The sequence below is a fragment of the Stutzerimonas sp. C6.4V genome, from assembly GCF_058536345.1.
The window spans coordinates 827,612-850,919 of sequence record NZ_JBZUBM010000001.1; the positions used below are offsets into that span (position 1 = coordinate 827,612).

Sequence of the window (23,308 nt, forward strand, 5' to 3'; positions counted from 1 at the left end):
CCTTCGCAGCTGATGCCGCATCCACAATCCTGGCAGAAACGCAGATCAGCTCTCGTAGGAGTGGCTTCAGCCGCGAAGCTCCCACTCAGTCCGCTTACAGGCTTCAAGGGCTGCGACGATAAGTTGCAGGTTCGGGGAAACATTGTCGTTGAAAACATAATATCTAAATAGATAATATCTTCAATGAAACTGAGCTGGACGAAACAGGAAGTTGGTCGTGTGGGCCTGGATGCTGTCGGTCCGGCCTGATGCGTTGTAAACCTCAGTCCAGGGGGCCCGAGGCGCATTTTTGTAAGTTACGGACAGCATATGAAGACCATCAGCGTTCAAGGCAGTATGGGTAACGGCTTTGCGATTGAGATGGCCTGTAGTGGCCATCAGGTTCTGATCGACCAGCCGCGGGCAGCATTCGGTACCGACACAGGGCCAAGTCCGCTGGAACTGGTACTAGCCGCTCTGGGTGGCTGCTTCGGCACGATTGGTCGATTTCTAGCCCATCAGCGCAAGATCGAGTTGCGCGGCATGCGCTTCGAAATCGAGGCGGACTACGATCCGGCAGGCCTGCTGGGGCGGGACGCCAGCGTGCGGCCTGGCTTCGAGGAGGTGCGCCTGCGAGTGGATATCGATGCGGACCTGAGCCATGAACAGAAGCGTGAGTTTCTCGAGGAGGTAGAGCGTCGCTGCCCATTGGCGGACAACCTGCTTCACGGCACCCGGTTGCACAGCGAGCTGGCTGGCTAGGCGCTGCATCATCCTATATGGACGTGCCGCCTTCGCAGCTTGTGCGTTGCAGAAGGGTTGGCACGAGGTATTTCGATCGGGGCAACGGGGCGCCACGGAGCTGGGCGTTTCCTGGTTCCGATGGGTTTTTACATGGCTAGCCGCGGCCAGGTGCCGCCTGAGGAGGTTTCGTGCGCTACCTAGTTTCCACAAGTCTGCTGTTGGTGAGCCTCGCCGGCCAGGCAGAACCTGTCGACCCCTTGATCAAGGAGGGGTTGGCGCTCATCCCGCCATTTCAGCAACAGTTGATGACGACGGTAAAGACAGCGGTAAAGACCGGCGGGCCGCAACAGGCCGTCCTTGCCTGCCAGGAGCTGGCGCCCCAGATCAGCTCGGAACACAGTCAGGCGCCCTGGCACGCAGGCCGTACGGCGTTGAAAGTCCGCAACCCGGAGAACGCTCCCGACGCCTGGGAGCGCTCGGTGCTGCAACAATTCGCTAAGCGTGCCGCCAACGGCGAGCCATTGAACTCGATGATGCATGCTGAGGTGGTGGCCGGTGAGTTCCGGTTGATGAAAGCGATCCCCACCGCGCAGGCCTGCCTGGCGTGCCATGGCAGTTCAATCAAGCCCGAGCTGGCCGCTCTTATCGACCAGCGTTATCCCCACGATCAAGCTCGCGGCTTCAACGAGGGCGAGCTGCGCGGCGCCTTTACGCTCAGACGTGCCATGCAATAGACGCCGTTGAAAGCGCGTGCCGGCATAGGCGGGAAGCCGTAGCGTGGGCCAGTCCTGCAACTTCCGGCTCTGCTATTGCTGTTCCGCGTCGGTTTCCTGTTCGTCTTCCATATCCACATCTCCGTGGGCGTTTTCGATGGTTTCTTCGGTGAGGCGCGGCTGCGGATCTTCGCCGGTCGGGTTCTGGTAGCCGTGTGCCGAGGCCTCACCGTTCTGGTTCTGCTGGGTTTGCTGGTTCTGCTCGTCCGGACGGTTGTCCTGAGTGTCGCTGGAGGCCGCATGGGCCGCCGTGCCTGTTATCAGGGCGGCAATGAGCGTCATTGTGGTGGCGGAGATGTTCATCGGATGTCCTCGATTGCTGCGGTCGGGTCTCTCTGATCTGGACCCGATGCCAGTTCGATTGTTCGGTCCCCGTTGATTCCGCGAGGTCCTCCGATCCGGCTGATGGTGTTCGCAGGCTGGCACGTCATCTCCTTTGTGCTGTCTCAGCAGCGGACCACACCGCGAGGCTTCCAATGATCGAATGGCTTAAAAACAATCACCAGCTGATTTCGCTGGCCCTGTCTGCCAGCACGCTGCTGGTCTGGATGTTCTATGCCCACCTGCTGCTGAGAAACTTCAGGCGCCAGCGGCAGCCGAGCCTGCTCATCAACCGTGGTGCCGGCAAGGGGCTGGGCTCGCTTTGCCTGATTTCCAATATGAGTGCCGAGCCGATGTTCATCAATCAGCTGGTGGTGTCGATCGAGACGTCGCGTGGGCCGCTGCAGGTCGATGTGACGGATATTCGCCAGAGCATGGAGGATGACGTTTCACCCGACCTGGCCATTCACCAGACGACGCACCAGGGCCCCTTACGCAGCAGTGAATTCATCCATATCGGAACGTTTCAGGGCATGTTGCGGCGAGTCGCGGAGCTACACGGCATTGAGCTTGACGGTCATGTGCCGGTAGGTGACTGGCAGTTTCACACCATGGAAATCCGCGCCGTGGCGTTCTATGGGCCGGAGCGTCATCCGCTGGGCGTCTTGCGACGGTTTCGTCTGGGCGATCTCACCGATCCGGAGTGCCGCCTGGTGCCGGAGGAGTCCTTTACCCGGCAATTGCTCTCTCGCAGGGAGCGCCGGCAGGTGCGTGCCTGGCTGGCCGAGGGCTTGAATGATTAAGCCCAGGTGATGCACGGAACAGCCCGGTACGGAACTACACAGCCGCAAGGGGGTCACGTACAACTGGTCGTTTGGCCGTGCCAGTGCGGTGCGCCAGGCTTGGCCAGGTATGCGCTGCGCAGCGGAGCAACTGCTGACGTGAACGAGTGATCAGGCAGCCGGCTTTGGTCAAGGCTGCAGAAGGAAGGGAAGAGGTCGTGCAAATCAACCGCGTAAGCGCAAGGGACATCGACAGGACACATTACGAGCTGGTGGTCATTGGATCGGGTTTCGGTTCCAGTTTCTTTCTGAACGAAGCCTTGAAGCACATCAAGGGACGCGCCCTGATCATCGAATGGGGCGACTTCCATCCCTGGGACTGGCAGATCCAGAACCAGAGCAGTTCGCTCATCAAGCCCGAAGCCACTTACGCCAACCGCGGCGAGAAGCCCTGGAACACCACCATCGCCCTGGGTGGCGGCATGAATTGCTGGTATTCCCAGACGCCGCGCCTGCATCCCAGCGACTTTGCGACCCGCACACGCTACGGCGTGGGCCACGACTGGCCGCTGAGCTACGACGAACTCGAGCCCTATTACTGCCAGGCTGAACAGGTGATGTCGATTGCCGGCGACCCGGACATGGCGCGCGTGCTGCCCCGCAGTCAGCCATTCCCGCAGCCGCCACACAAGGGGTCGTCGATCGACATGCTGATGAAGGAGGCGATGCCCGATCACCACTTCATCATGCCTACCGGCCGGGCTCGCGTGGCCACCGGCACCCGCGGCGTCTGCTGCGCCAATGCCACCTGCAACCTGTGTCCGATGAACGCCAAGTTCACCGCACAGAACGGCCTGCCCCACCTGTTCAACCATCCCAAGGTCGATGTCTGCCTTAAGGCTGAAGTGCGGACCCTCGAGTACGAGGGCAGCGCGATCAAGGGCGCAACGGTCAGCTCCGAGGGAGTCGAGATCAAGGTTTTCGGCGACTTGTTCGTGCTGGGCGCCAATGCGATCCAGAGTCCGGCCATCCTGCTGCGCTCGGGTATCGACTTCGGCGATACCGGCCGGGGCCTGCATGAGCAGGTTGGGGCAAACGTCGAGGTGTACCTCGACGGTCTGGGCAACTTCGACGGCAGCACCATCACCACGGGCCTCAACTACGCCCTGTATGACGGTGATTTCCGCAAGGACCACTCGGCTTGCCTGGTCTATTTCGAAAATCGCTGGCCCTACGGGCTGCGTCCCGAATTCGGGCGCTGGAACCAGCTCCTGCCGCTGATGGTGGTCAGCGAGGACCTGCCAAATCGCGACAGCCGAATCACGCTGGATCCAACCAGTGGCAACGCCGTCATCGACTACCAGGGTGAGTCCGACTACGGCCTGAAGGGTGTGCAGTTCGGCCTGGACAATCTGGAGAAGCTGCTTTCGCCGCTGCCGGTGGAATCGATCCACTTCCGCGAGTGGCGACTGACCGAATCCCACGTGCAAGGCACCTTGCGCATGGGCGGGATCGATGATGGCTCGGTCGTAGATAGCCGGATGCTGCATCACCAGATGCGCAACCTGGTGGTCGTCGGCACCGCGACCTACCCAAGCTGCTCGCCAGCCAACCCCAGCCTGACGGCCGCTGCGCTGTCGATCCGCGCTGCTGATCTGCTGTTTAGCTAAGGAACGCCGATGAAACGTCGCACATTGTTGATCTCATCAGCTGCCACGCTGGGTCTGGTGGCGGTGAGCGCGGGCGCCTGGATCTATGAGGATCGCCAGGTGTTCATCCCGCACCTGCTGCATCGTCTGGTTGGCGACTTTCAGATGGAAGACGAACAACAGCGCATGTTTGTCGATGCAATGCATGAACACTATGGTCAAAAGAAACTCACAGCACTGATGGGCTTGTACAGGATCCGTGAAGACACGGGGATGGGCTCAGCCTATACGGACCCCAAGGTCGACGAATTCGAGCGTCGTCTGCTGACGGATTTCATGATGTCGACCGATTTCCTGCGACAGCAAGGCCAGGCCAACCCCAGGGTTTCCTTCATTGGTTATCGGTTGCCCTGCAGCAATCCCTATGCCCGGTTCGACGGGCTGGCTTGAGGTCATCTGCCTACGGCCACCTGTGATGAACCTGTCGGCCGCTCGGCTCGTAGCCATAGCCTTCCCGCGTGAAGGCGTGGACTCGGGCCGGCGGTCGCCCAATAGACATCATGAGGAGGTACGCCATGCGCATCGCGGTATTCAGCACCAAGCCCTACGACCGTACCTTTCTTGAACAGGCCAACCGCGCCCACCAGCACCAACTCACCTATATTGATGCCCGACTGACAGCGGAAACGGCTTCCCTGGCTACGGGTTTTGCAGGCGTCTGTGCATTCGTCAACGATAGGCTCGACAGCGAAGTGCTGCAGCTACTGAAGGCGAACGGCACCGAACTCATCGCGCTGCGCTCGGCAGGTTTCAACAACGTCGACCTGGCGGAGGCGCAGCGACTGGGCATGACGGTTGCGCGTGTGCCCGCATACTCGCCTCACGCGGTTGCCGAGCATGCCGTGGCGCTTGTGCTGAGCCTGAATAGAATGACGTACCGCGCCTACAACCGGGTCCGCGAGGGTAACTTTTCGCTCGACGGCCTGTTGGGGTTCGACCTCTATGGCAAGACGGTAGGGGTCATCGGCACCGGCAAGATCGGACTGATCTTCGCAGACATCATGCACGGCTTCGGTTGCAAGGTGCTGGCCAGCGACCCCTTTCCCAGCCCCGATGCCAAGGATTTCCTCAGCTACGTGCCGCTGGAAAGGCTGCTGGGCGATTCGGACATCATTTCCCTGCATTGCCCGCTGACCCCGGAAACCGACCACCTGATCGATGCAGCGGCGATCGGGCAGATGAAGCCCGGCGTGATGCTGATCAATACAGGGCGCGGCCGGGTCATCGACACCAAGGCGGTGATCGATGGTCTGAAGAGCGGCAGGATTGGCCGGCTGGGGCTGGATGTTTACGAGGAGGAGGAAAACCTGTTCTTCCAGGACCTGTCCCAGCGGGTCATAAGCGACGACCTGTTCATGCGCCTGACCACCTTCCACAACGTGCTGATCACCGGGCACCAGGCCTTTTTCACCACCGAAGCCCTGACCAACATCGCCGAGACGACGCTGGCCAACGTCAGCGCCTTCGAGAACGGCAGCGGCACGCTGCACCGGGTTACCGCCGACAAGCTGGCGTGAGGGATGCGGGCTGCGCCTAATCGCATAGCGGATGCATGACCGGCATTGTTGTCGGCTGCGCTGCGCTGTCTGACGAAGCCAGACGGCTAGGATTAGGCGGTGAGCGCAGACCGCTGCGTCATGCAGAGCTGCGAGCAGCGGACCTATCTGGCAATGGATGTCGTTCATCCTGCCGTCACTCAGGACCGTTAAACACATCCGTACCAACCTCGGATCGTCGACGGTCGCGCCGTGACCGTTCCCGAGGTCAAGAACACCTTTCACTACCGCATCCAGTGATGCGGACCAGACCCATTTGCTTGACGAGTCATTGATGAAACAGGATTTTCAGAGCTTTCACGCCAACCTTTCCGCCCTGGACGACCAGGCGATCAACCCGAGCACCAACGCCTCGCTGGAGCAGCTGGTCGATCGCAGCCGGCGCAACCTGCTCAAGGGCGGGATGGGTCTTGCCGCACTGGGCTTTCTCGGGGGCAGCCTGGGTGCTTGTAGCAGCGCCGTGCAATCCGAGTCGCTGATTGGATTCAAGGGCATCCCGACGCAGCTAGACCCAGCGTTCGACAGCGTGCAGGTTGCACCGGGCTACAGCGCTCGGGCGTTCTTTTCCTGGGGCGATGCCGTCATGGCCGATGCGCCCGAATGGAACCCGGACGCCACCGATGACTGGCAGGCCCAGCTCAAGCAGGCGGGCGACAACCATGACGGCATGCACTTCTTTCCCTTTCCGGAAGATCCGGATAGCCATGCCCTGCTGGTGATGAACCACGAGTACGTGAACCCGCCGCTGCATCCCAACGGCATGACCTTCACCGATGGCAAGCGGCCGCTGGATGAGGTGCGCAAGGAGCAGGCGGCCCATGGCGTCAGCGTCATCGAAGTGAAAAAGGATGCGCAGGGGCAATGGCAGCGGGTCATGCCGTCGCGTTACAACCGGCGCATCTCGGCCATGACGCCCATGGCGGTGAGCGGCCCGCTGGCCGGCAACGACGCGCTGAAGACGGCTTCCGACCCCAGCGGACGGGAGATCATCGGCACGCTGAACAACTGCTCGAGCGGCTTCACGCCCTGGGGCACCTATCTGGTGTGCGAGGAGAACTGGCACAACTACTTCGTCAACCATGACGCCGAGGACATGGCCAAGCGAGTGTCGCACAAGCGTTATGGCATCGAGGGCAAGGGCCTGAGCAAACTCTACGGCTGGGAAACCGCCGACCCGCGCTTCAATGCGACCCCGGACCCGACGCAACCGCACGGCGGCCATGTACACGAGCCGAACCGCTTCGGCTGGGTAGTCGAGGTCGATCCGTTCGATCCGCAGAGCAAGCCGATCAAGCGCACCGCCTTTGGTCGCTACTGCCGCGAATGTTCGGTGCTTTCGCTGGGTGAAGACGGCCGAATGGCCTTCTATTCGGGCGACGACACCAAGGGCGAGTACGTTTACAAATTCGTCCCCAACGGCCGCTATGTGGCGAGAGACGATCAGGCCAATCGACGGCTGCTGGACAGTGGCATCCTCTACGTGGCGCGTTTCAATGCTGATGGCAGCGGCGAGTGGCTGGCGCTGGTCCACGGGCAGAACGGTCTCACTGCCGAGAACGGCTTTGCGGATCAGGCCGAAGTATTGCTCAATGCCCGCGCCGCCGGTGACCATGTGGGGGCCACACCCATGGACCGGCCAGAGTGGGTGGCCGTGCACCCGCGCAGTCGCGAGGTCTATGTGACCCTGACCAACAACGACAACCGCGGCGTTAAATGGCCCACCGACAAGGCCAACCCCCGTCCCGTGAACCTGCACGGCCAGATCCTGCGCTGGAGCGAGGAGGGCGCCGATCCGACCGCGACCACCTTTGCCTGGGAAGTCTTCCTGCTGGCAGGCGAACAGCCCGGAGCCAGGAGCGCAGACGGCCAGCCAGTACCGGCCAACCTCACCGGCACCATCAACGGCGACATCTTTTCCTCGCCCGATGGGCTGGCCTTCGACAATGCTGGCCGGCTATGGATCGAGACCGACTTTGGCGACGAGGAAGCGGCGATGCAGGCCATGGGCACCAATCAGTTGCTCTGCGCCGACCCGCGCACCCGCGAGGTACGACGCTTCCTGGTCGGCCCGCGCGGCTGCGAAATCACCGGCATCACCTGGAGCCCGGACTACCGCGCCATGTGGATCAACGTCCAGCACCCCGAGCTGAGCTTTCCGGCCAGCGACGGCAAGACCCGCCCGCGGGCCTCGACGGTGCTCATCACGAAAGACGACGGCGGCGTCATCGGGACCTGACGAGTTCCGTTGAGAGAGCTGGTGAGGGTACGGGTTAGCGTCGCCAGCTACTGCGAAGTGATCTTCTCCAGCCCTGTGACGGCCTCCGTTCGAGGCATCGCTTTTGCGCGTCTTCGGCGTGCATATCGCTTGCTTGCGCATCCTTTTTTCTGCTGCCACGGCGGGCCCGCTCAGGCATGTTCTGATGGCGGCTGCTGCAGAAAATGAGGCTGAAAACCGCGTATCAGACAGGGTGGTCGATCAAAACCAACAGGAATTTAGATGAAACAATATGTTTCCAGTGCAGTCCGTTGAATACCCAGACGGAAGGAATGGGCATCACGTGTCGGTAGAAGCTGACCCCGATTGAGCCGTTCGTTCCGTCAAGCCTGTTGAGCGTATGGCCAGTTCGGTCTGCGCATCACTTCAAGGGACCTCGCATGAACGACAACCCCAACCGTGGCCTGACTCGCCGTCAGTTGATCTTCTCCTCTGTCAGCGGTCTTGCCGTTGGTGCTGCTGCCTCCGCCAAGGCCACTACCCTGACCGGTATCCCGCCCTGGCAACCCTTCGACCACAACGGCCCGATGCACTACGACTCCCCCGGGTGGCGGTTCTTCACCGGGGACGAGGTCAGGGAGGTGACCGCCGTCGTCGATCGTCTGATCCCGGCGGACGGGCTGAGTGTCAGCGGCAGCGAGGCCGGTTGTGTGGTCTTCATGGATCGCCAGCTGGCCAGCAATTACGGCGATGCCAGTCGCCTCTACATGGCCGCGCCCTTTCAGGAAGGCACGCCGGAGCAGGGCGACCAGTCCCGGTTCACACCGCGCGAGCGCATGCGTCTGGGACTGGCCGGTCTGGAAAAGCTATGCCAGTCGCGTCATCAGCAATCGTTCAGCGGCCTGACTGCTGAGCAACAGGACGGGTTGCTCGCCGAGCTGGAAAAGGGCGGTGTTCCGCTGGAAGGCATGGACTCGAAACTGTTCTTCGAGCAGGTGCTGGGCAACACCATGGAGGGGTTCTTTGGCGATCCCATCTATGGCGGCAATCGCGACATGGTGTCCTGGAAGATGGTCGGCTTTCCCGGCGCGCGTTACGACTATCGCCGCTACATCACATTGCACAACCAGAAGCTGGATCTGGTGCCGCTGTCGATCATCGGTGGGGACTCCTGGAATGCGAGGGCCACGAAATGATCAAGAAGCTTCCCGCAACAGATGTCGTGGTTATCGGGCTGGGCTGGGCCGGGTCGATCATCGCCAACGAACTGGCCGACGAGGGACTTGAAGTGATCGCGCTGGAGCGCGGACCCTGGCGCGATACCACACGTGATTTCAACATTGCCTCGGTGACCGATGAATTGCGCTACCTGCGCCGTCAGGAACTGATGCTGCGGCCGATGCAGAACGCCGTGACGGTACGTAACAACCCGTCGCAGACGGCCCTGCCAATGCGCGAGTGGGGCTCGTTCCATCCTGGCAACGGTGTGGGCGGGGCGGGTAACCACTGGGCCGGCATTACTTTTCGCTTTCAGCCCGAGGAGTTTCGCCTCAAGAGCCACCTGACCGAGCGCTATGGCGCCGACGCCATCCCCGATGAGCTGGTTTTGCAGGACTGGGGCACCGACTGGTCCGAGATGGAACCGCATTACACGGCTTTCGAGCGGCTGGCCGGTACGTCAGGCAGGGCGGGCAACCTCAACGGCGAGATCCTCGAGGGCGGCAATCCCTTCGAAGGCAGCCGTTCGATCGAATACCCGCTGCCTCCACTGGAGCAGCCCTACGGGCCGACGCTGTTTGCCGAAACCGTGCGCGAGCTGGGCTACCAGGCGTTTCCGGTGCCGTCCTCGCTGGCATCCCAGGCCTATACCAATCAGCTCGGCGTGACCATGGGGCCCTGTACCTTCTGCGGGTTCTGTACCAACTTCGGCTGCGCCAACTATTCCAAGGCCAGCGCCATAGTCAATGTGCTGCCAGCCTTGATGCGCAAACCCAACTTCACAGCTGTCACCCACGCTGAGGTGCTGCGCGTGACCCTCGACTCCAGCGGCAAACGCGCCACCGGCGTCGTCTATGTCGACACTTCGGGCAATCAGTACGAGCAGCCCGCGGACCTAGTGGTGGTCAGCGCCTTCACTTTCGAGAACGTCCGCCTGATGCTGCTGTCCGGCGTCGGCCAGCCCTATGATCCGGTCAGCAACACCGGCACCACGGGGCGCAACTACGCCTACCAGACGGCCAACAGCGTGCAGCTGTTCTTCGATAACAAGAATTTCAACCCCTTCATCGGTGCGGGCGCCGTCGGGATGGGCATCGACGACTTCAACAACGACAACTTCGATCACTCGGGGCTGGGCTTTCTTGGCGGAGGCAGCATCCGTGTGACTCCGGTGGGTGCGTCGCCGATCGGCACGCGGCCGGTCCCGCCCGGTACGCCGCGCTGGGGCTCGAAGTGGAAACAGGCGACCGTCGACAACTACCTCAGCACCATGTCCATTGGTTGCGAAGCGAGCAGCTACACCACCCGTACCAATTACCTCTCGCTCGACCCGACCTACACCGACCCGCACGGCAGGCCGCTGCTGCGCATCACCTTTGATTTCTCCGAGAACGATCGCAGGATGTCGCGCTTCTCCATCGACCGGTTGGCCGAGATTGCGGCACCGATGAACCCGAGGGAGATCGTCAAGACCTACCAGGATGGCCACTGGAACAGCGGTCCCTATCAGTCGTCCCACGTCGTCGGCGGTTTCGTGATGGGGGCCGACCCGACCACCAGTTCGGTCAACAAGCATTTGCAGGTCTGGGACGTGCCGAACCTGTTCGTCGTCGGCGCCAGCGCCTTTCCGCAAAACCCGGGCTACAACCCGACCGGAACGGTTGGTGCGCTGGCCTTCAAGGCGGCCGACGCCATCCGCCGTCTGTACTTGAAAAACCCAGGGGAGATGATCGCCATATGAAAATGATCTCCTCTCTCTGCGCTGGAATGCTCGGGCTCATGGCAGGCATGGCGCAAGCCGGCGATGGCAGCGACTCCTATGACCTGGTCGCCCGTGGCCGCTACCTGGCCACGCTGGGCGACTGCACCGCTTGCCACACGCTGCCGGGTCAGCCCCCGTTTGCCGGCGGTGTCGCGATCGATACGCCCTTTGGGGAGGTGCTGGGCGCCAATATCACGCCCGATGCCGACACCGGCATCGGCCGCTGGTCGTTCGAGGATTTCCAGAACACCATGTCCAACGGCCACGCACGCGGGGGCAAGCGTCTCTACGCGGCCATGCCGTACACCGCCTATACCAAGGTGACCCGCGAGGACAACCGCGCGATCTGGGCCTACCTGAACTCGCTGGACCCGGTCCGCCACGAGGTCGACACCAACCAGTTGCCGTTCCCGTTCAACATCCGCGCCAGCCTGATCGCCTGGAACTGGCTGGTTTTCGAGGAGGGCGAATATCGGCCAGACCCTGACCGTTCTGCCGCGTGGAACCGGGGCGCATATCTGGTGCAGGGCCTGGGCCACTGCGGCAGCTGCCACACACCGAAAAACCTGATCGGTGGCGACAAGGATGATGAGTTTCTCACCGGCAGTGCCCTGCAGAGCTGGATGGCCCCAGACATCACCGCAAACAGCCATACCGGTATCGGCGGCTGGAGCGAGGCGGAAATCGTCCGCTATCTGAAAACCGGCGCCAATCGCTTCGATATGGCCTCCGGACCCATGGCCGAGGCGGTTGAACATTCCACCCAGCACTGGAAGGACGAGGACCTTTCCGCCGTCGCGCTTTACCTCAAGAGCCTGGGTGACCGGGAACAGCCACCGCCCGAGGCGCTATCGGCTGATACGGCGACCATGCGCACCGGCGCGCTGATCTACGAAGACCAATGCTCGGCCTGCCACACGCCGGACGGCGAGGGCATCACCCATCTGTTCCCACGGCTTGCCCAGGCACCACTGGTAAACAGCCGCGATGCGACCTCGTTGATTCGGGTGGTTCTGGCGGGCAGCCGTGCGGTTGGGACCGATGCAGCGCCGACCGCACCCGCCATGCCATCGTTCGCCTGGAACATGTCCGACGAGCACATCGCCGATGTGTTGACCTACGTGCGCAACAGCTGGGGCAACGCGGCTGCGGCGGTATCTGCCGACGAGGTCAAGGCATTGCGTGAGGAGATGAAGCCCTGATAGACGCGTAGAGACGGCGCGTGCGCCGTCTCTCGGGTTTGGCCTACTTTTTCACCCAGCTGCCGTTGAGCTGAATGATCTGGCCGGACGGGGTCTTTTCGATGGCCTTCTTGCCGGCGATGGCTTCAACGTCGCTGACGCTGATGCCGTTCTTCTGCGCCAGCCGATGGTATTCGGCCCGCCGTGCCTGGTTGATCTGGCTGGCGATTTCCTCGGCCTGGCCGCCACTCTGTACCACACCGAGATAGCCGTCCGGCCTCTCGCCGAGCTGGCCGCTGGCCTTGGCCTGGCCAAGTGCCGACATGGCTTCGTTGAGGGTCATGGCAGCCGCAGGCAGAGCCAGGCAGAGCGTCAAGAGCAGGGTTCCGAGTTTCAGATAGGTATTCATAAGGCTCCTCAGAACAGACCGCTGTCTTCGTTGATGATCGAGTCGAGCTGCTTGTCGACCTTGATATAGATCTCGTGCTCGATTTTCACATTGAGGTTGATGTTGATTGGCTCATTGGGGACGGCCAGTTCCACGCGCGGGGTACAGGCGCTGGCGAGCAAGGCCAGGGCCAGAATACTGAAGGGTTGGCACAACCGCATGACGGTTCTCTCCTGGTCGGGGGTGGCGATACCTTGCCTCAATAGGCCATTAAAAAACTACCTGCGTTGGCAACGCTGCGTTAAAAACGCCTGTGACTGCTCGTTTCACTCGTAAATCGCTCGATTTCCCGATCCGCTTCATCGGCTATCCGCGCCGTCACTTTTCCTGACTAGTCCGTTCTCAACGATCCGATCCGAGACGTTCCTGCACGCGCCTTTGAATGGTTTCGCTCACCCTGTCGGACAGCTGCAGGCTTGTCAGCAGAGCGGGGATGTCCTCTTCCAGATTGATCGAGAAGTTGATCGGACGACCGCCTTCCAGTGCCGGATTGCGCCCATGCAGCTTCAGGCCCAGGTCGAGGGTGCCGTCGGCGGCGTAGCGCACGTCGCTGGCGAGCAGGTCATAGTGGAAGTCATCCAGCGCTTCGGTCACCAGGCGCATGGCCGGGTTGGCCTGGCCCAGCGCCTGGAGCTTGGCCGAGCGGAACTGCAACGCGCCGCCCGGTTCGCGGGCCTTCAATGAGCCCTGTTCGATGCTGATCCCTGCCTCGCTGCGCTGAACCTGCATTTCACCATCAATCACCCCCGTGCCGGAGAGGCCTTCGGCGGGGTAGGCCTCGAGCAGTAACGGCAGCTGCAAGCCGCGCAATCGCGCCGTCAGCTGTTGCGTGCCGGCAGCCAGATCGGCTCTGCCCGGATCAAGCCAGAGCCGCCCACCCAACAGCCGCACTTCAGCGACACTCCACTCCAGGCGGCCCTGGGCGAGGTTGTCGAGTGGACCGGCGTAGGCCCCCTGGAACTGCAGCGGGCCAAAGGTGAAGCCTGGGTTGGCCTCCCGCACGGTCAGCTCGGATACCTTCACCTTCAAGCCATTTCCCTGCATGGTGGCTGATAGCTCGGCATCCAGCCCATCCAATTCGATGCGGTCGTAGATGCCTCCGAGGCCTCTTGCGCTGAGCGTGGCTGTTGCGGCGAGAGGCCCGCTGGCCGGCAGATCGAGCTGCGCCTGTCCCCCGAGACGGCCGTTATTCAGATCCAGCACCTGCGGCCAGTCGGCGAGGGTCGCGGCCAGGGGGTTCCCGGCGCGCAGGAACACTTCGGGCAGGGTAGCCTTCAGACGAGTCGCATCTGTCGTCAGGTCATGGGTCAGCGCCAGCGGCGTGTCCAGGCCGGCATCGTTTCTCAACCGGCCGTTGAGCGAGACCCGGGGGTCTTCGACCTTGAGCGTGCCGCTCCAGCGCCAGCCCTGGGGGCGCAGTGCGGGATGAAGCAATCTGCCCGCTGTGACCGAGGGATTGCCATTGACCGAATAACCCTGAAGCTTTCCGTCGAGTAAGCTCAGGTCGATGCCAACCCCGGCCAGATCCAGGCGCAGATGGTTGGCCGTCAGGTCCACTGGGGTGCTCAGGTTGCTGGACGTGATCGCCGAGTGCTTGTCGAAGCGGATGGCTGCTGCGTCTGGCGAGAGCCGTCCGGCCAGATGCAGGTCCGCTTCAACCCCCTTCAATACCACGTCAGGCCCCGTGAGGGTCTGGCTGCGGACCCTCAGCCGGCCGTCTTCGAAGGTCAATGCGAAGGGCGCGGACCTCTGCACGATGAGGCGCGTATCGAGGGTGAGCGGCGAGGGGCCGCTGGCTGCCAGCTGCACATCCAAGGGCAGCGTCTCTTCCGATGCGCCAGCTGATGCCGGTGTGATCTTGAGGCTCAGGGCGCTAGGGCGAAGGCTCTCCGGCAGCTGCGAGAACAGCTCGGCCATCGGTTGTACGGTGATATCCGCCGCCAGCTCGGAAGGCAGCCAGACGCCTCGCTCGACCTGCGCGCCCAGGTCCAGCTGACCCTGGAGCCCGCCGATGCCCACCACCGGCCAGGGTGCAGGCAGATTCGCCGATACCCGCAGCTCGCCGTCTAGTGGCTTCCAGTCTTCGAACAGGGTGTCGGTGTCGACCTCCAGCGCCCAGCCGGCGCCAATGCGCATCTGTTCGGGCACAGGCAGCGCCGGTGGCGTATAGGTCAGCCAGTCGCCCAGCCATTCCAGCAGCCAGGGCGCTTCCGGCAGTTCATTCATCGCCAGCGTGCCGCGCCAGAGCGTGTGGTCTCCTCTCTGCCTGAACTGATTCTGCAGGGTCATGCGTTGTTCGCCGTCCAGCTTGAGCTGCAGATTCACGTGGGAATCCGCGGCTTGCTCGTAGGCGTTTACCAGCAAGGCCAGGCGATGGGATTGCCGTTCCAGAGTCACGCTTGATTCAGCAGGGAGCACCTGGCCACCTGAATGACGCCAGTGCGCCTGGCCCTGCTCATGGCAGCTGCCCTTGGCGCAGGGGACGCTCAGATTGAATGCTGCGATGCTGCCCTCGCGTGGCAGCCAGTTCGCCCATGCTTCGATGTCCTCGCGGCCGGGCAGCTCCGGAGCATCAGGTAGGGCGGCTTCATTCGGCTGTTTGCCGGGGTTCCATTCAACATCAAGCTGTTGCACATGGATGGACCGGACCGGCAGCAGTTTCCGCCAGCTATCGAAGGACAACACCAGGTTCTCGATGCGTACTCCGAGTCGTTCGCCGTCTTCCGACCGACGGCGCAGGACAAGTTGTCGCAGGGTCAACGAGCGCAGAGATAGCTGCAGGCCGTCGATTTCAAAGGTTTCGATACCCTGCTGATCCTTGAACTGCTGCCAGCGATACGCGCCATAGAATCCGGCAGAGAGAATGATGGACAGCAGGAGCACAGCCGAGAGCCCGATGATGCGCGGCTTTGTCATTGGCCCTTCTCGTGATGGACGGCGGCACAGCATAAGCCGGTTGCCTCCGTGTTGCGACGCGCCCCGCTTCGGCGCAGCCGACGACTGGCTCGGAATGGAAAAGTTCCCTGACAAGGCCGTGAAGGCCCGGTATTACGCTGGATTGACCGGTTTCAGGGCCTTCGCGCCAAACTTGTGCACATTCACCAAACAGGCTTGTCAAGCGCTTATGACAAACTGTCGCAAACCAGGCCAAGCCATAGATCGATTATTAAGTACCTGAAAAATAAGGACTTTTTGGTGTGGCGAAAAAAACATCAATCTAACCGCAGGCCACTGTTCATCAGGCCTGCGGAAAACTGTAACCTGTTTGCCCACAGAGTTATCCACAGCTTCTGTGGATTAAAAAACAATGTGATCCGGATCGCGTTTCAGATCTTTTTGCAAGTCTTTAACTCTCGAAAAAAAGGAGTAGAGTGCGCGCCCTTGTCCCCCCGAACCATTCGGTGACCATGAGAACGCGTCCTCTTGCCTCGAACTCGCTCGAGAGCACTTCATCTTCTCCACGCCTGCCGATGCGCATGGCGTTGTGGCTGCTGGACAGCCAGCGTCTAGGACAGACCAAGAGCGTCAAACGTATCGCCGGGCGGATGCTCAAGCAGCCGGCACTCGAAGGTGTGGTTGTTGCCCAGAGCCGCCTGGGACGGTTGCTCTGCCATGACTGCGACAGCCAGCGCGACCGCCGAATCGGTTTCGAGTTGCTGCGTCAGGCTGCACGAGCCGGTGACCGCCAGGCCCAGCTGGAGCTGGGTCAGCTGTATTTCCAAGGGCAACATCGTGAGTTGTCCAAGGCTCGCCACTGGCTGGAACAGGCTGCCGCACAGGGCTCGGCCGAAGCCTCGCGTCTCCTTTCACGACTGCCTGCCTCTCGCTAGAGGCGGCAGCGCAGGCGGGTCGGCCTGACCTCCGGGGTCATGCTGGCTATACTGCCCGGCAATTCAGCCGGAGCCGCCAATGCCTTTCGATCCCCTCTATCTGTCCGCCGGGCTCGGCGCCCTCTGCCTGATGCTGTCTGTTGTCGCGGTGGGGCTGCAAAGGCGCTTATCCCGGCAGCAGGCTGAGGTTTCGCTACTGGACGAGCGACTGACCCAGGCGACCATGGCCCAGGAAGGCCTGAGCGCCCAGCTGGAAACCAGTCGGCAGGATCTGGCCGACCTGCAGGAATCCCGGGCGACGCTGCAGGCCGAGGCTGCCGTCTTGCGCCGTGAGTCCGAATGGCTGCAGGTCCAACGCCTGGAAACCCGCGAAGCCCTCGATGATCTGCAGGCCGAGCGCGATGCGCAGCAAGCCGAGCTGCGCACCCTGAGTGCCGCACATGCTGCGCTCACCGCCGAGCTGAATGAACAGCAGAAGACCCACGAGCAGCGCCTGGCCGACCTCCAGGGCGCACGGGACGAATTGCGGTCGCAGTTTGCCGAACTGGCAGGAAAGATTTTCGAGGAACGCGAGCAGCGATTTGCCGACGCCAGCCATGAGCGTCTTGGGCAGCTGCTCGATCCTCTGAAGGAGCGCATCCAGTCGTTCGAAAAGCGCGTCGAGGAGAGCTACCAGAGCGAAGCGCGAGAGCGGTTTTCCCTGGCCAGGGAACTGGAGCGGCTGCAGCAGCTCAATCAGCGCCTGGGTGACGAGGCGACCAACCTGACCCGCGCCCTGCAGGGGCAGAAGACCCAGGGCAACTGGGGTGAGCTGATTCTCGAGCGCGTTCTGGAACATGCCGGGCTGGAGAAAGGGCGCGAATACCACACCCAGGTCAGTCTCAGGAGCCCGGACGGCGAACGCTTCCAGCCGGACGTCCTGATTCAGCTGCCCGGCGACAAGCAGGTGGTGGTGGATGCCAAGGTCAGTCTCACTGCCTACCAGGCGCTGACCTGCGCCGAAGACGAACCCAGTCGCGCGCTGGCGCTCAAGCAGCATGTCCTGTCGTTGCGCAACCATCTCAAGGGCTTGTCGCTCAAGGATTACCAGCGTCTCGAAGGATTGCAGAGCCTGGATTTCGTGCTGCTCTTCGTACCCATCGAAGGCGCCTTCGCAGCGGCCTTGCAGGGCGATCCCGAGCTGTTTCAGGAGGCGTACAGCAAGCACATCGTGATCGTCAGCCCGACTACCCTGCTCGCCACACTGCGGGTGATCGACAGTCTCTGGCGGCAGGAACGACAGAGCCAGAATGCCCGCGAGATCGCCGAACGGGCGGGGGCGCTCTACGACAAGTTCGCTGCCTTCATTCAGGACCTTGACGAGATAGGCACGCGCCTGCAGCAGCTGGACAAGGCCTTCGTCGGTGCACGCAACAAGCTTACCGACGGGCGCGGCAACCTCGTGGGGCGGGCTGAACAGCTCAAGCTGTTGGGCGCGCGCGCTAGCAAGCGGCTGCCGGCCGATTGGCTCGAGCGTGCCGGCGCCGAGACGCCGCTGGAGGAAGCCGAGGAATAGGCAGCGCGGTTTGCGTCATACCAGCCACAACACGGCAAGTCCGGCCAGCAGGCCGACAAGCATGAACGGCAGCGTCAGCATCGCCAGGGATCTGCCACCGATGAACAGAATCAGGCCTGCCTTGACCAGGCTGTTGCTCAGCGCCGCGAGAAAGATCCCGCGGACTGCGATCTGCTCGTCCAGATCGGTACGGGCGCTGTTGGCAAGCGACAGGGTGATCGCATCCACGTCGGTCAGTCCGGATACCAGCGAGACTAGGTAGATGCCCGTCTCGCCCAGCAGGCGCCGTGCCCCTTCGACGAGAAACAGGATCAGCACCAGCAGCGCGGCGAAACGCAACGCCGGGCCCAGCTCGAAGGGATTGCTCAGCGGCGGTTGCGCTGAGCCTTCCGGTTGTCCGGCAGCACGCATGTAATGGAACAGGGCGCCGCCGGCATAAATGAGCCCGGCGGTGGCTAGCGGCGCGACCAGCTCTGGCAACAGGCCCCGGTTGATCAGACCAACTTCCAGCAGCACCCGGGGAAACATCAGGGCCGAGGTTGCCAGCAGCCCTGCGGCCAGGGCAGGGCGCAGTCTGGGTGCATCCAGGCGGGCAAGGGAGATGGTCATCGCGGTGGAGGACACGATGCCGCCGAGCAGCGCCGTAACCATCAGGCCATGGCGCGCGCCCAGCAGCCGGATGGCGACATAAGCAGCAAAGCCGATCCCCGCGATCAGCACCACCATCCACCAGGTGGCGTAAGGGTTGAAGGCCTGCCAGGGGCCGTAGCCTTCGTTGGGCAACGCCGGTAGTAGCACCACGGAAATGAACAGCAGCTTCAGCGCACCGCTGAGCTCGGCCTCGCTGAGTTGGCGCAGGGCACCATGCAGGCGCGCCTTGAGGCTCAACAGCAGAGCCACGACAACCGCGACGGATGCCGCGAGCAAGCGATTGTCATCGACCGCGAGGCTGCCCAAGACAAAGGTCAGCAGCAGCGCGACCTCGGTGGTCATGCCGTGGTCGGGGTTGTTGCGCGATTCGATCAGGTAACCGGCGACCACCAGCAGCGCCAGCATGATGAAGATGACAATCCACACTGCACCGCCGAGCTGTCCGGCCAGCAGCGTGGCCAGCCCGCCAAACAACCCGCCGAGGCCGAACGTACGGATACCGGCCAAGGCTTCCTGGCTGCTACCGCGCTCGCTCCAGCTGCGTTCGGTGCCGATCAGCAGGCCTACCCCGAGGGCAGTGGCCAGGTTCAGTAGCGTCTCGAGGGTCATGGGCGCAGGCCACCGGTAGTTGCTGATGAGCCGATTCTAGCCGTCTGGCTAAGGGGCGGGCTTGCGCCAGGGCAAGCCCGCTTCAGTGCAGCGGAACGTGACGGCTCATCAGTGCCCGCAGCGCCGCTGGCTTGACTGGCTTGGCAAGAAAGTCCAGGCCGGTGGCGTGGATCGCAGCGATCAGCTCGGGGCGGCCGTCGGCGCTGATGACCACGCCGGGGATCGGCTCGCCGAGGCGGGTGCGAAGCCAGGCCATCAGCTCCGATCCCGTCTCGCCGTTGTCCAGGTGGTAATCGACCAGCACCAGTTGCGGGCGCACGTCCTCGCGCAGCAGCGCCTCGCATTCGGCCCGGTTGCTGGCCGTCCATACCTGGCAGCCCCAGCGCGACAGCAGGCTGTTCATGCCGACCAGGATGCTGTCCTCGTTGTCGATGCACAGGACCTGGATGCCGGTCAGGGCGGTCTGCTGGATATCACCGTTGGCCTTGATCTGCCTGGCGGGATTGCCGGCGATTGGCACGCTCACGCTGAACACGCTGCCCTTGCCAGGCCAGGAGCGGACCGAGAGGGGGTGGTCGAGCACCTGGCAGAAACCGTCGGCGATCGCCAGGCCCAATCCCAGGCCTTTCTCCGCTCGGGTCTGATGGCTGTCCAGGCGTTTGAACTCCTGGAAAATCACACGCAGCTTGTCTTCGGCAATACCCGGTCCACGATCCCAGACTTCCAGGCGCAGCGAGGCTCCCTGGCGGCGCACGCCCAGGACGACGCGGCCCTTGGCATAGCGGAAGGCGTTGGTGAGAAAGTTCTGCAGCACACGCCGCAGCAGGCGTATATCACTGTCGACCCGCAGCCGGCTGCCGTGCACCTTGAAGTCCACGCCCTGTTCGGCTGCCAGTACGGTGAACTCGGTGCTCAGGGTGTCGAACAGATTCGAAAGCGGGAAGGGGTTGCGGTCCGGTGTGATACGGCCGTTTTCCAGGCGCGAGATGTCCAGCAGGTCGGAGATCAGGTCCTCGGCCGAGCGCAATGAACTGTCGAGATGGCGAACCAGATCCTGGGCCTCGCGTGGCAGGGCATCGTGCTGGTGCGACAGCGCGGCGGAGAACAGCCGCGCAGCGTTCAAGGGCTGCATCAGGTCGTGGCTGACCGCCGCGAGAAAGCGGGTCTTCGACTGGTTGGCGGCTTCGGCGGTGCTTTTCGCCGCGGTAAGCGCCTTGTTCAGCTCGGACAGTTCCTGGGTCCGTTCGCTGACGCGCTGTTCCAGGCCTTCATTGGCATCCTTCAGGGCGCGCTCGGCTTCGCGGTAGGCGGTAATGTCGCTGAAACTCATGACGAAGCCACCGCCGGGCATGGGGTTGCCGATCAGTTCGACCACCCGGCCATTGGGGAAAGTCCGCTCCGACGTATGGGCGCGGCCCTGGCGCATCCAGTACAGGCGCTTGGCCACGTGTGTGTCCGGATTGCCCGGCCCGCACAGTCCGCGCTCGGCGTTGTAGCGGATCACGTCGGCAACCGGCCGGCCGATATACACCAGTCCGTCGGGGTAATCGAACATTTCCAGGTAACGGTGATTCCAGGCCACCAGCCGCAGCGACTGGTCAACCACGCTGATGCCCTGGGTAATGTTCTCGATGGCGCCTTGCAACAGCGCGCGGTTGAACTGCAGCACTTCGGAGGCTTCACCGACGATGCGCACCACATCGTCTACCTGCATGTCGCGACCTTCCAGCGCCGCCTTGACCACCGCCCGTGTGGAGGAAGCGCCGAGCACGCCAGCGAGCAGGCGCTCGGTATGGGCGATCCACTGGCCATCGGCCTGCTGCTTGGGCGAATAGTCGTGGCCGTGACGACGGGCGAAGCGCTGGAAGCTCAGCTCGGCCCGTTCGGCACCGACGAAACGTGACGCCAGCGACAGCAGGTCCTCGACCTGCACGGCCAGGAGCCGGCGGGTGCTGGCCGTCGAGTAGATCTCCTGACCGATGAAGCGACTGGCCTGCCAATGCTCGGCCACTCGCGTTTGCGACAGGATCGAGACCCAGAAGAACAGCGTTGCATTGCCCACCAGCGACAGCGTGACGCCCAGGGTGAGGGCGCTGGTGTTGAACGGCAGATCGGCCGTGTACATCCACTCAAGCCCCGGAAACATCTCCAGCGGCCAGCCGAGCAGCGGCAGAATCAGCGTGTACAGCCAGATCAGTGCGCCAGCGGTGAGGCCGGCAAAGACGCCACGTCGGTTCGCCTGCTTCCAATAGAGCGCTCCGACCATCGCCGGTGCCAGCTGGGTAAGGGCGGCAAAGGCGATCTGGCCGATAGTCGCCAGGCTGGCGCTTGAGCCGAGCAGGCGATAGCTCACGTAGGCCAATAGAAGGATCGCGACAATACTGATCCTGCGCACCGACAGCATCCAGTGGCGGAACACTTCGAAGGGTTGTTCGGCTTCCTTGCGGCGCAACAGCCAGGGCAACAGCATGTCGTTCGATACCATTGTCGACAGCGCGACGCTGGCAACGATGACCATGCCGGTCGCCGCCGATGCACCGCCGATGAAGGCCAGCAACGCCAGGGCCGGATGCGATTCGGCCAGGGGCAGACTGATCACGAAGGAGTCGGGGCTGACGCCGCTCGGCAACAGCAATTGACCGGCAAGGGCGATCGGGATGACAAACACGGCGGCAAGAATCAGGTACAGCGGAAACACCCAGCGCGCCAGGCGGAAATCACGTGGCTCGATGTTCTCCACCACCGTGACATGGAACTGGCGCGGCAGACAGACGATGGCCATCAGCGCGACAGTGGTCTGCACCATCATGGCTGGCCAGTTCACCGTTTCTTCCCAGAACGTCGACAGCTCAGGGGCGTCGTGCGCCCGGTTGAACAGGTCGCCAAATCCATCGAACAGACCAAAGGTGACGAAGGCGCCGACAGCAAGAAAGGCGAACAGCTTGACCAGCGACTCGAAGGCGATCGCCAGCACCATGCCGCGGTGGTGCTCGGTCACGTCCAGATTGCGGGTACCGAACAGCACGCTGAACAGCGCCAACACCATCGACACGATGAGCGCCGTGTCTTGCGCGCCCGAGCCGGCAGCGGCCTCGCTGTGATTGCCGATGAGCAGGTTCACGCCCAGCACGATGCCCTTGAGCTGCAGGGCAATGTAGGGCAGGACACCGACCAGGCAGATCAGCGTCACTACCACCGCCAGCAGTTGCGACTTGCCGTAGCGCGCAGCGATGAAGTCGGCGATCGAGGTGATGTTTTCCTGCTTGCTGATCATGATCATCTTCTGGATGACCTGCGGCGCCAGCAGCATCAGCAGAATCGGGCCGAGATAGATAGGCAGGAAGGACCAGAGTTGCTCTGCCGCCTGGCCGACGGCGCCAAAGAAGGTCCAGCTGGTGCAATAGACCGCCAGGGACAGGCTGTAGACCCAGGCCCGCACGCGCGGTGACAGCTGGCTGCGGTTACGATCGCCATAAAAGGCGATGGCAAACAGAACGGCCATATACGTGAGGGCGACTAGCGCAATCAGCCCACCGGACAATGACATGTGAACTCCAGATTGATAAACCGCGTGCTTCGGTGTGGCGAATCCGCCAAAGCGGGTCGGCCAGGCAGCGCTGATCCATGTCCGGCAGCCTGGATCGAAATCGATGCGATGGCACGCCGGGGCAGTGCCCGGGTGCAGCTTGAACCGGCAGGAAACGGATGACCGAAGCGATCGCTCATTGAACGTCGAATGGTTGCAGTTTCGCAGTAAAAAGGGGTTGAGTGTTGCGGCTGCGACCATGGTCGCATGGGCGGGTTAGTCGCAGCCGGGGCGGGCGCAATGCCCTGTGCTAGACGAATGGCAGCCCGTTGGACAGTCAGTCTCCGCAGATAGGCCTGGGCTGGTGTCTCTGTTATGAATGGGCGGCCAGGCTCGTTTACTCTACGTAGAATCCTGGCGATCGCTGTTGCGATGGGACAGGCGACTCG

The 23,308-nt window shown here is 62.6% G+C and carries 18 protein-coding genes; 12 read left to right on the forward strand and 6 right to left on the reverse strand.

Going from position 1 to position 23,308, the window contains the following annotated elements:
* Nucleotides 1-309: 309 nt before the first annotated feature.
* A complete protein-coding gene (locus tag AC4LFW_RS03965) occupies nucleotides 310-741 on the forward strand; it encodes an OsmC family protein (RefSeq protein WP_491817927.1) in 432 nt (143 codons plus the stop codon).
* A gap of 170 nt (nucleotides 742-911) precedes the next feature.
* The gene (locus AC4LFW_RS03970; RefSeq protein WP_491817928.1) at nucleotides 912-1,457 is read left to right on the forward strand and encodes a Tll0287-like domain-containing protein; all 546 of its coding nucleotides are present in this window, start codon (nucleotides 912-914) and stop codon (nucleotides 1,455-1,457) included.
* A gap of 72 nt (nucleotides 1,458-1,529) precedes the next feature.
* Here the strand turns inward: AC4LFW_RS03970 and AC4LFW_RS03975 are convergent, their stop codons facing one another.
* Nucleotides 1,530-1,799 (reverse strand): hypothetical protein, encoded by a 270-nt coding sequence (locus AC4LFW_RS03975; RefSeq protein WP_491817929.1) that lies wholly within the window; start codon nucleotides 1,797-1,799, stop codon nucleotides 1,530-1,532.
* A 173-nt stretch (nucleotides 1,800-1,972) separates the two neighbouring features.
* On the opposite strand from AC4LFW_RS03975, the gene AC4LFW_RS03980 reads away from it, so the two are divergent.
* The 8 genes from AC4LFW_RS03980 to AC4LFW_RS04015 all read left to right on the forward strand — a co-directional run bounded on the left by AC4LFW_RS03980 (nucleotide 1,973) and on the right by AC4LFW_RS04015 (nucleotide 12,261).
* Nucleotides 1,973-2,620: a hypothetical protein gene (locus AC4LFW_RS03980; RefSeq protein ID WP_491817930.1), complete on the forward strand. Its 648-nt coding sequence runs from the start codon at nucleotides 1,973-1,975 to the stop codon at nucleotides 2,618-2,620.
* A 197-nt stretch (nucleotides 2,621-2,817) separates the two neighbouring features.
* Nucleotides 2,818-4,269 (forward strand): GMC oxidoreductase, encoded by a 1,452-nt coding sequence (locus AC4LFW_RS03985; protein WP_491817931.1) that lies wholly within the window; start codon nucleotides 2,818-2,820, stop codon nucleotides 4,267-4,269.
* 9 nt (nucleotides 4,270-4,278) lie between these two features.
* Nucleotides 4,279-4,698 (forward strand): hypothetical protein, encoded by a 420-nt coding sequence (locus AC4LFW_RS03990; RefSeq protein WP_491817932.1) that lies wholly within the window; start codon nucleotides 4,279-4,281, stop codon nucleotides 4,696-4,698.
* 125 nt (nucleotides 4,699-4,823) lie between these two features.
* Nucleotides 4,824-5,825 (forward strand): 2-hydroxyacid dehydrogenase, encoded by a 1,002-nt coding sequence (locus tag AC4LFW_RS03995; protein WP_491817933.1) that lies wholly within the window; start codon nucleotides 4,824-4,826, stop codon nucleotides 5,823-5,825.
* A 313-nt stretch (nucleotides 5,826-6,138) separates the two neighbouring features.
* Nucleotides 6,139-8,100 carry a PhoX family protein gene (locus tag AC4LFW_RS04000; protein WP_491817934.1) on the forward strand — a complete coding sequence of 654 codons (1,962 nt, stop codon included), beginning with the start codon at nucleotides 6,139-6,141 and terminating at the stop codon, nucleotides 8,098-8,100.
* A 419-nt stretch (nucleotides 8,101-8,519) separates the two neighbouring features.
* Entirely contained in the window at nucleotides 8,520-9,275 is a 756-nt protein-coding gene (locus AC4LFW_RS04005; RefSeq protein WP_491817935.1) for a gluconate 2-dehydrogenase subunit 3 family protein, read from the forward strand.
* Complete coding sequence (locus AC4LFW_RS04010; RefSeq protein ID WP_491817936.1) at nucleotides 9,272-11,038, forward strand: GMC family oxidoreductase; 1,767 nt, start codon at nucleotides 9,272-9,274, stop codon at nucleotides 11,036-11,038. Before AC4LFW_RS04005 ends, AC4LFW_RS04010 begins: the two co-directional genes overlap by 4 nt.
* Nucleotides 11,035-12,261: a c-type cytochrome gene (locus AC4LFW_RS04015; RefSeq protein WP_491817937.1), complete on the forward strand. Its 1,227-nt coding sequence runs from the start codon at nucleotides 11,035-11,037 to the stop codon at nucleotides 12,259-12,261. The genes AC4LFW_RS04010 and AC4LFW_RS04015 overlap by 4 nt, the downstream gene beginning before the upstream one ends.
* A 43-nt stretch (nucleotides 12,262-12,304) precedes the next feature.
* Here the strand turns inward: AC4LFW_RS04015 and AC4LFW_RS04020 are convergent, their stop codons facing one another.
* The 3 genes from AC4LFW_RS04020 to AC4LFW_RS04030 form a co-directional block, all read right to left on the reverse strand.
* Entirely contained in the window at nucleotides 12,305-12,649 is a 345-nt protein-coding gene (locus tag AC4LFW_RS04020; RefSeq protein WP_491817938.1) for a YdbL family probable chaperone protein, read from the reverse strand.
* Between the two features lie 8 nt (nucleotides 12,650-12,657).
* Nucleotides 12,658-12,849 (reverse strand): YnbE family lipoprotein, encoded by a 192-nt coding sequence (locus tag AC4LFW_RS04025; protein ID WP_491817939.1) that lies wholly within the window; start codon nucleotides 12,847-12,849, stop codon nucleotides 12,658-12,660.
* Nucleotides 12,850-13,030: 181 nt separating this feature from the next.
* Nucleotides 13,031-15,604, reverse strand: a complete 2,574-nt coding sequence (locus AC4LFW_RS04030) for an intermembrane phospholipid transport YdbH family protein (RefSeq protein WP_491817940.1) — start codon at nucleotides 15,602-15,604, stop codon at nucleotides 13,031-13,033.
* Nucleotides 15,605-16,164: 560 nt separating this feature from the next.
* Between AC4LFW_RS04030 and AC4LFW_RS04035 the strand changes: the two genes are divergently transcribed.
* Complete coding sequence (locus tag AC4LFW_RS04035; RefSeq protein WP_491820120.1) at nucleotides 16,165-16,518, forward strand: tetratricopeptide repeat protein; 354 nt, start codon at nucleotides 16,165-16,167, stop codon at nucleotides 16,516-16,518.
* Nucleotides 16,519-16,597: 79 nt separating this feature from the next.
* Nucleotides 16,598-18,073 (forward strand): DNA recombination protein RmuC, encoded by a 1,476-nt coding sequence (locus tag AC4LFW_RS04040; RefSeq protein WP_491817941.1) that lies wholly within the window; start codon nucleotides 16,598-16,600, stop codon nucleotides 18,071-18,073.
* Nucleotides 18,074-18,088: 15 nt separating this feature from the next.
* Here AC4LFW_RS04040 and AC4LFW_RS04045 read toward each other — a convergent pair whose 3' ends face one another.
* Both AC4LFW_RS04045 and AC4LFW_RS04050 read right to left on the reverse strand, forming a co-directional pair.
* Nucleotides 18,089-19,333 (reverse strand): MgtC/SapB family protein, encoded by a 1,245-nt coding sequence (locus tag AC4LFW_RS04045; protein WP_491817942.1) that lies wholly within the window; start codon nucleotides 19,331-19,333, stop codon nucleotides 18,089-18,091.
* A gap of 82 nt (nucleotides 19,334-19,415) precedes the next feature.
* Nucleotides 19,416-22,880, reverse strand: coding sequence for a hybrid sensor histidine kinase/response regulator (locus AC4LFW_RS04050; RefSeq protein ID WP_491817943.1), 3,465 nt, complete (start codon nucleotides 22,878-22,880; stop codon nucleotides 19,416-19,418).
* Nucleotides 22,881-23,308: the final 428 nt, after the last annotated feature.

Excerpts from the sequence above, each read along its gene's own strand:
- AC4LFW_RS03990 (WP_491817932.1), top strand. The coding sequence starts at position 4,279 with ATGAAACGTCGCACATTGTTGATCTCATCAGCTGCCACGCTGGGTCTG.
- AC4LFW_RS04040 (WP_491817941.1), top strand. The coding sequence starts at position 16,598 with ATGCCTTTCGATCCCCTCTATCTGTCCGCCGGGCTCGGCGCCCTCTGC.
- AC4LFW_RS03975 (WP_491817929.1), bottom strand. The coding sequence starts at position 1,799 with ATGAACATCTCCGCCACCACAATGACGCTCATTGCCGCCCTGATAACA.
- AC4LFW_RS04000 (WP_491817934.1), top strand. The coding sequence starts at position 6,139 with ATGAAACAGGATTTTCAGAGCTTTCACGCCAACCTTTCCGCCCTGGAC.
- AC4LFW_RS03965 (WP_491817927.1), top strand. The coding sequence starts at position 310 with ATGAAGACCATCAGCGTTCAAGGCAGTATGGGTAACGGCTTTGCGATT.
- AC4LFW_RS04030 (WP_491817940.1), bottom strand. The coding sequence starts at position 15,604 with ATGACAAAGCCGCGCATCATCGGGCTCTCGGCTGTGCTCCTGCTGTCC.
- AC4LFW_RS03995 (WP_491817933.1), top strand. The coding sequence starts at position 4,824 with ATGCGCATCGCGGTATTCAGCACCAAGCCCTACGACCGTACCTTTCTT.
- AC4LFW_RS04005 (WP_491817935.1), top strand. The coding sequence starts at position 8,520 with ATGAACGACAACCCCAACCGTGGCCTGACTCGCCGTCAGTTGATCTTC.
- AC4LFW_RS04010 (WP_491817936.1), top strand. The coding sequence starts at position 9,272 with ATGATCAAGAAGCTTCCCGCAACAGATGTCGTGGTTATCGGGCTGGGC.
- AC4LFW_RS04050 (WP_491817943.1), bottom strand. The coding sequence starts at position 22,880 with ATGTCATTGTCCGGTGGGCTGATTGCGCTAGTCGCCCTCACGTATATG.
- AC4LFW_RS03980 (WP_491817930.1), top strand. The coding sequence starts at position 1,973 with ATGATCGAATGGCTTAAAAACAATCACCAGCTGATTTCGCTGGCCCTG.
- AC4LFW_RS04015 (WP_491817937.1), top strand. The coding sequence starts at position 11,035 with ATGAAAATGATCTCCTCTCTCTGCGCTGGAATGCTCGGGCTCATGGCA.
- AC4LFW_RS04025 (WP_491817939.1), bottom strand. The coding sequence starts at position 12,849 with ATGCGGTTGTGCCAACCCTTCAGTATTCTGGCCCTGGCCTTGCTCGCC.
- AC4LFW_RS04035 (WP_491820120.1), top strand. The coding sequence starts at position 16,165 with ATGGCGTTGTGGCTGCTGGACAGCCAGCGTCTAGGACAGACCAAGAGC.
- AC4LFW_RS04045 (WP_491817942.1), bottom strand. The coding sequence starts at position 19,333 with ATGACCCTCGAGACGCTACTGAACCTGGCCACTGCCCTCGGGGTAGGC.
- AC4LFW_RS04020 (WP_491817938.1), bottom strand. The coding sequence starts at position 12,649 with ATGAATACCTATCTGAAACTCGGAACCCTGCTCTTGACGCTCTGCCTG.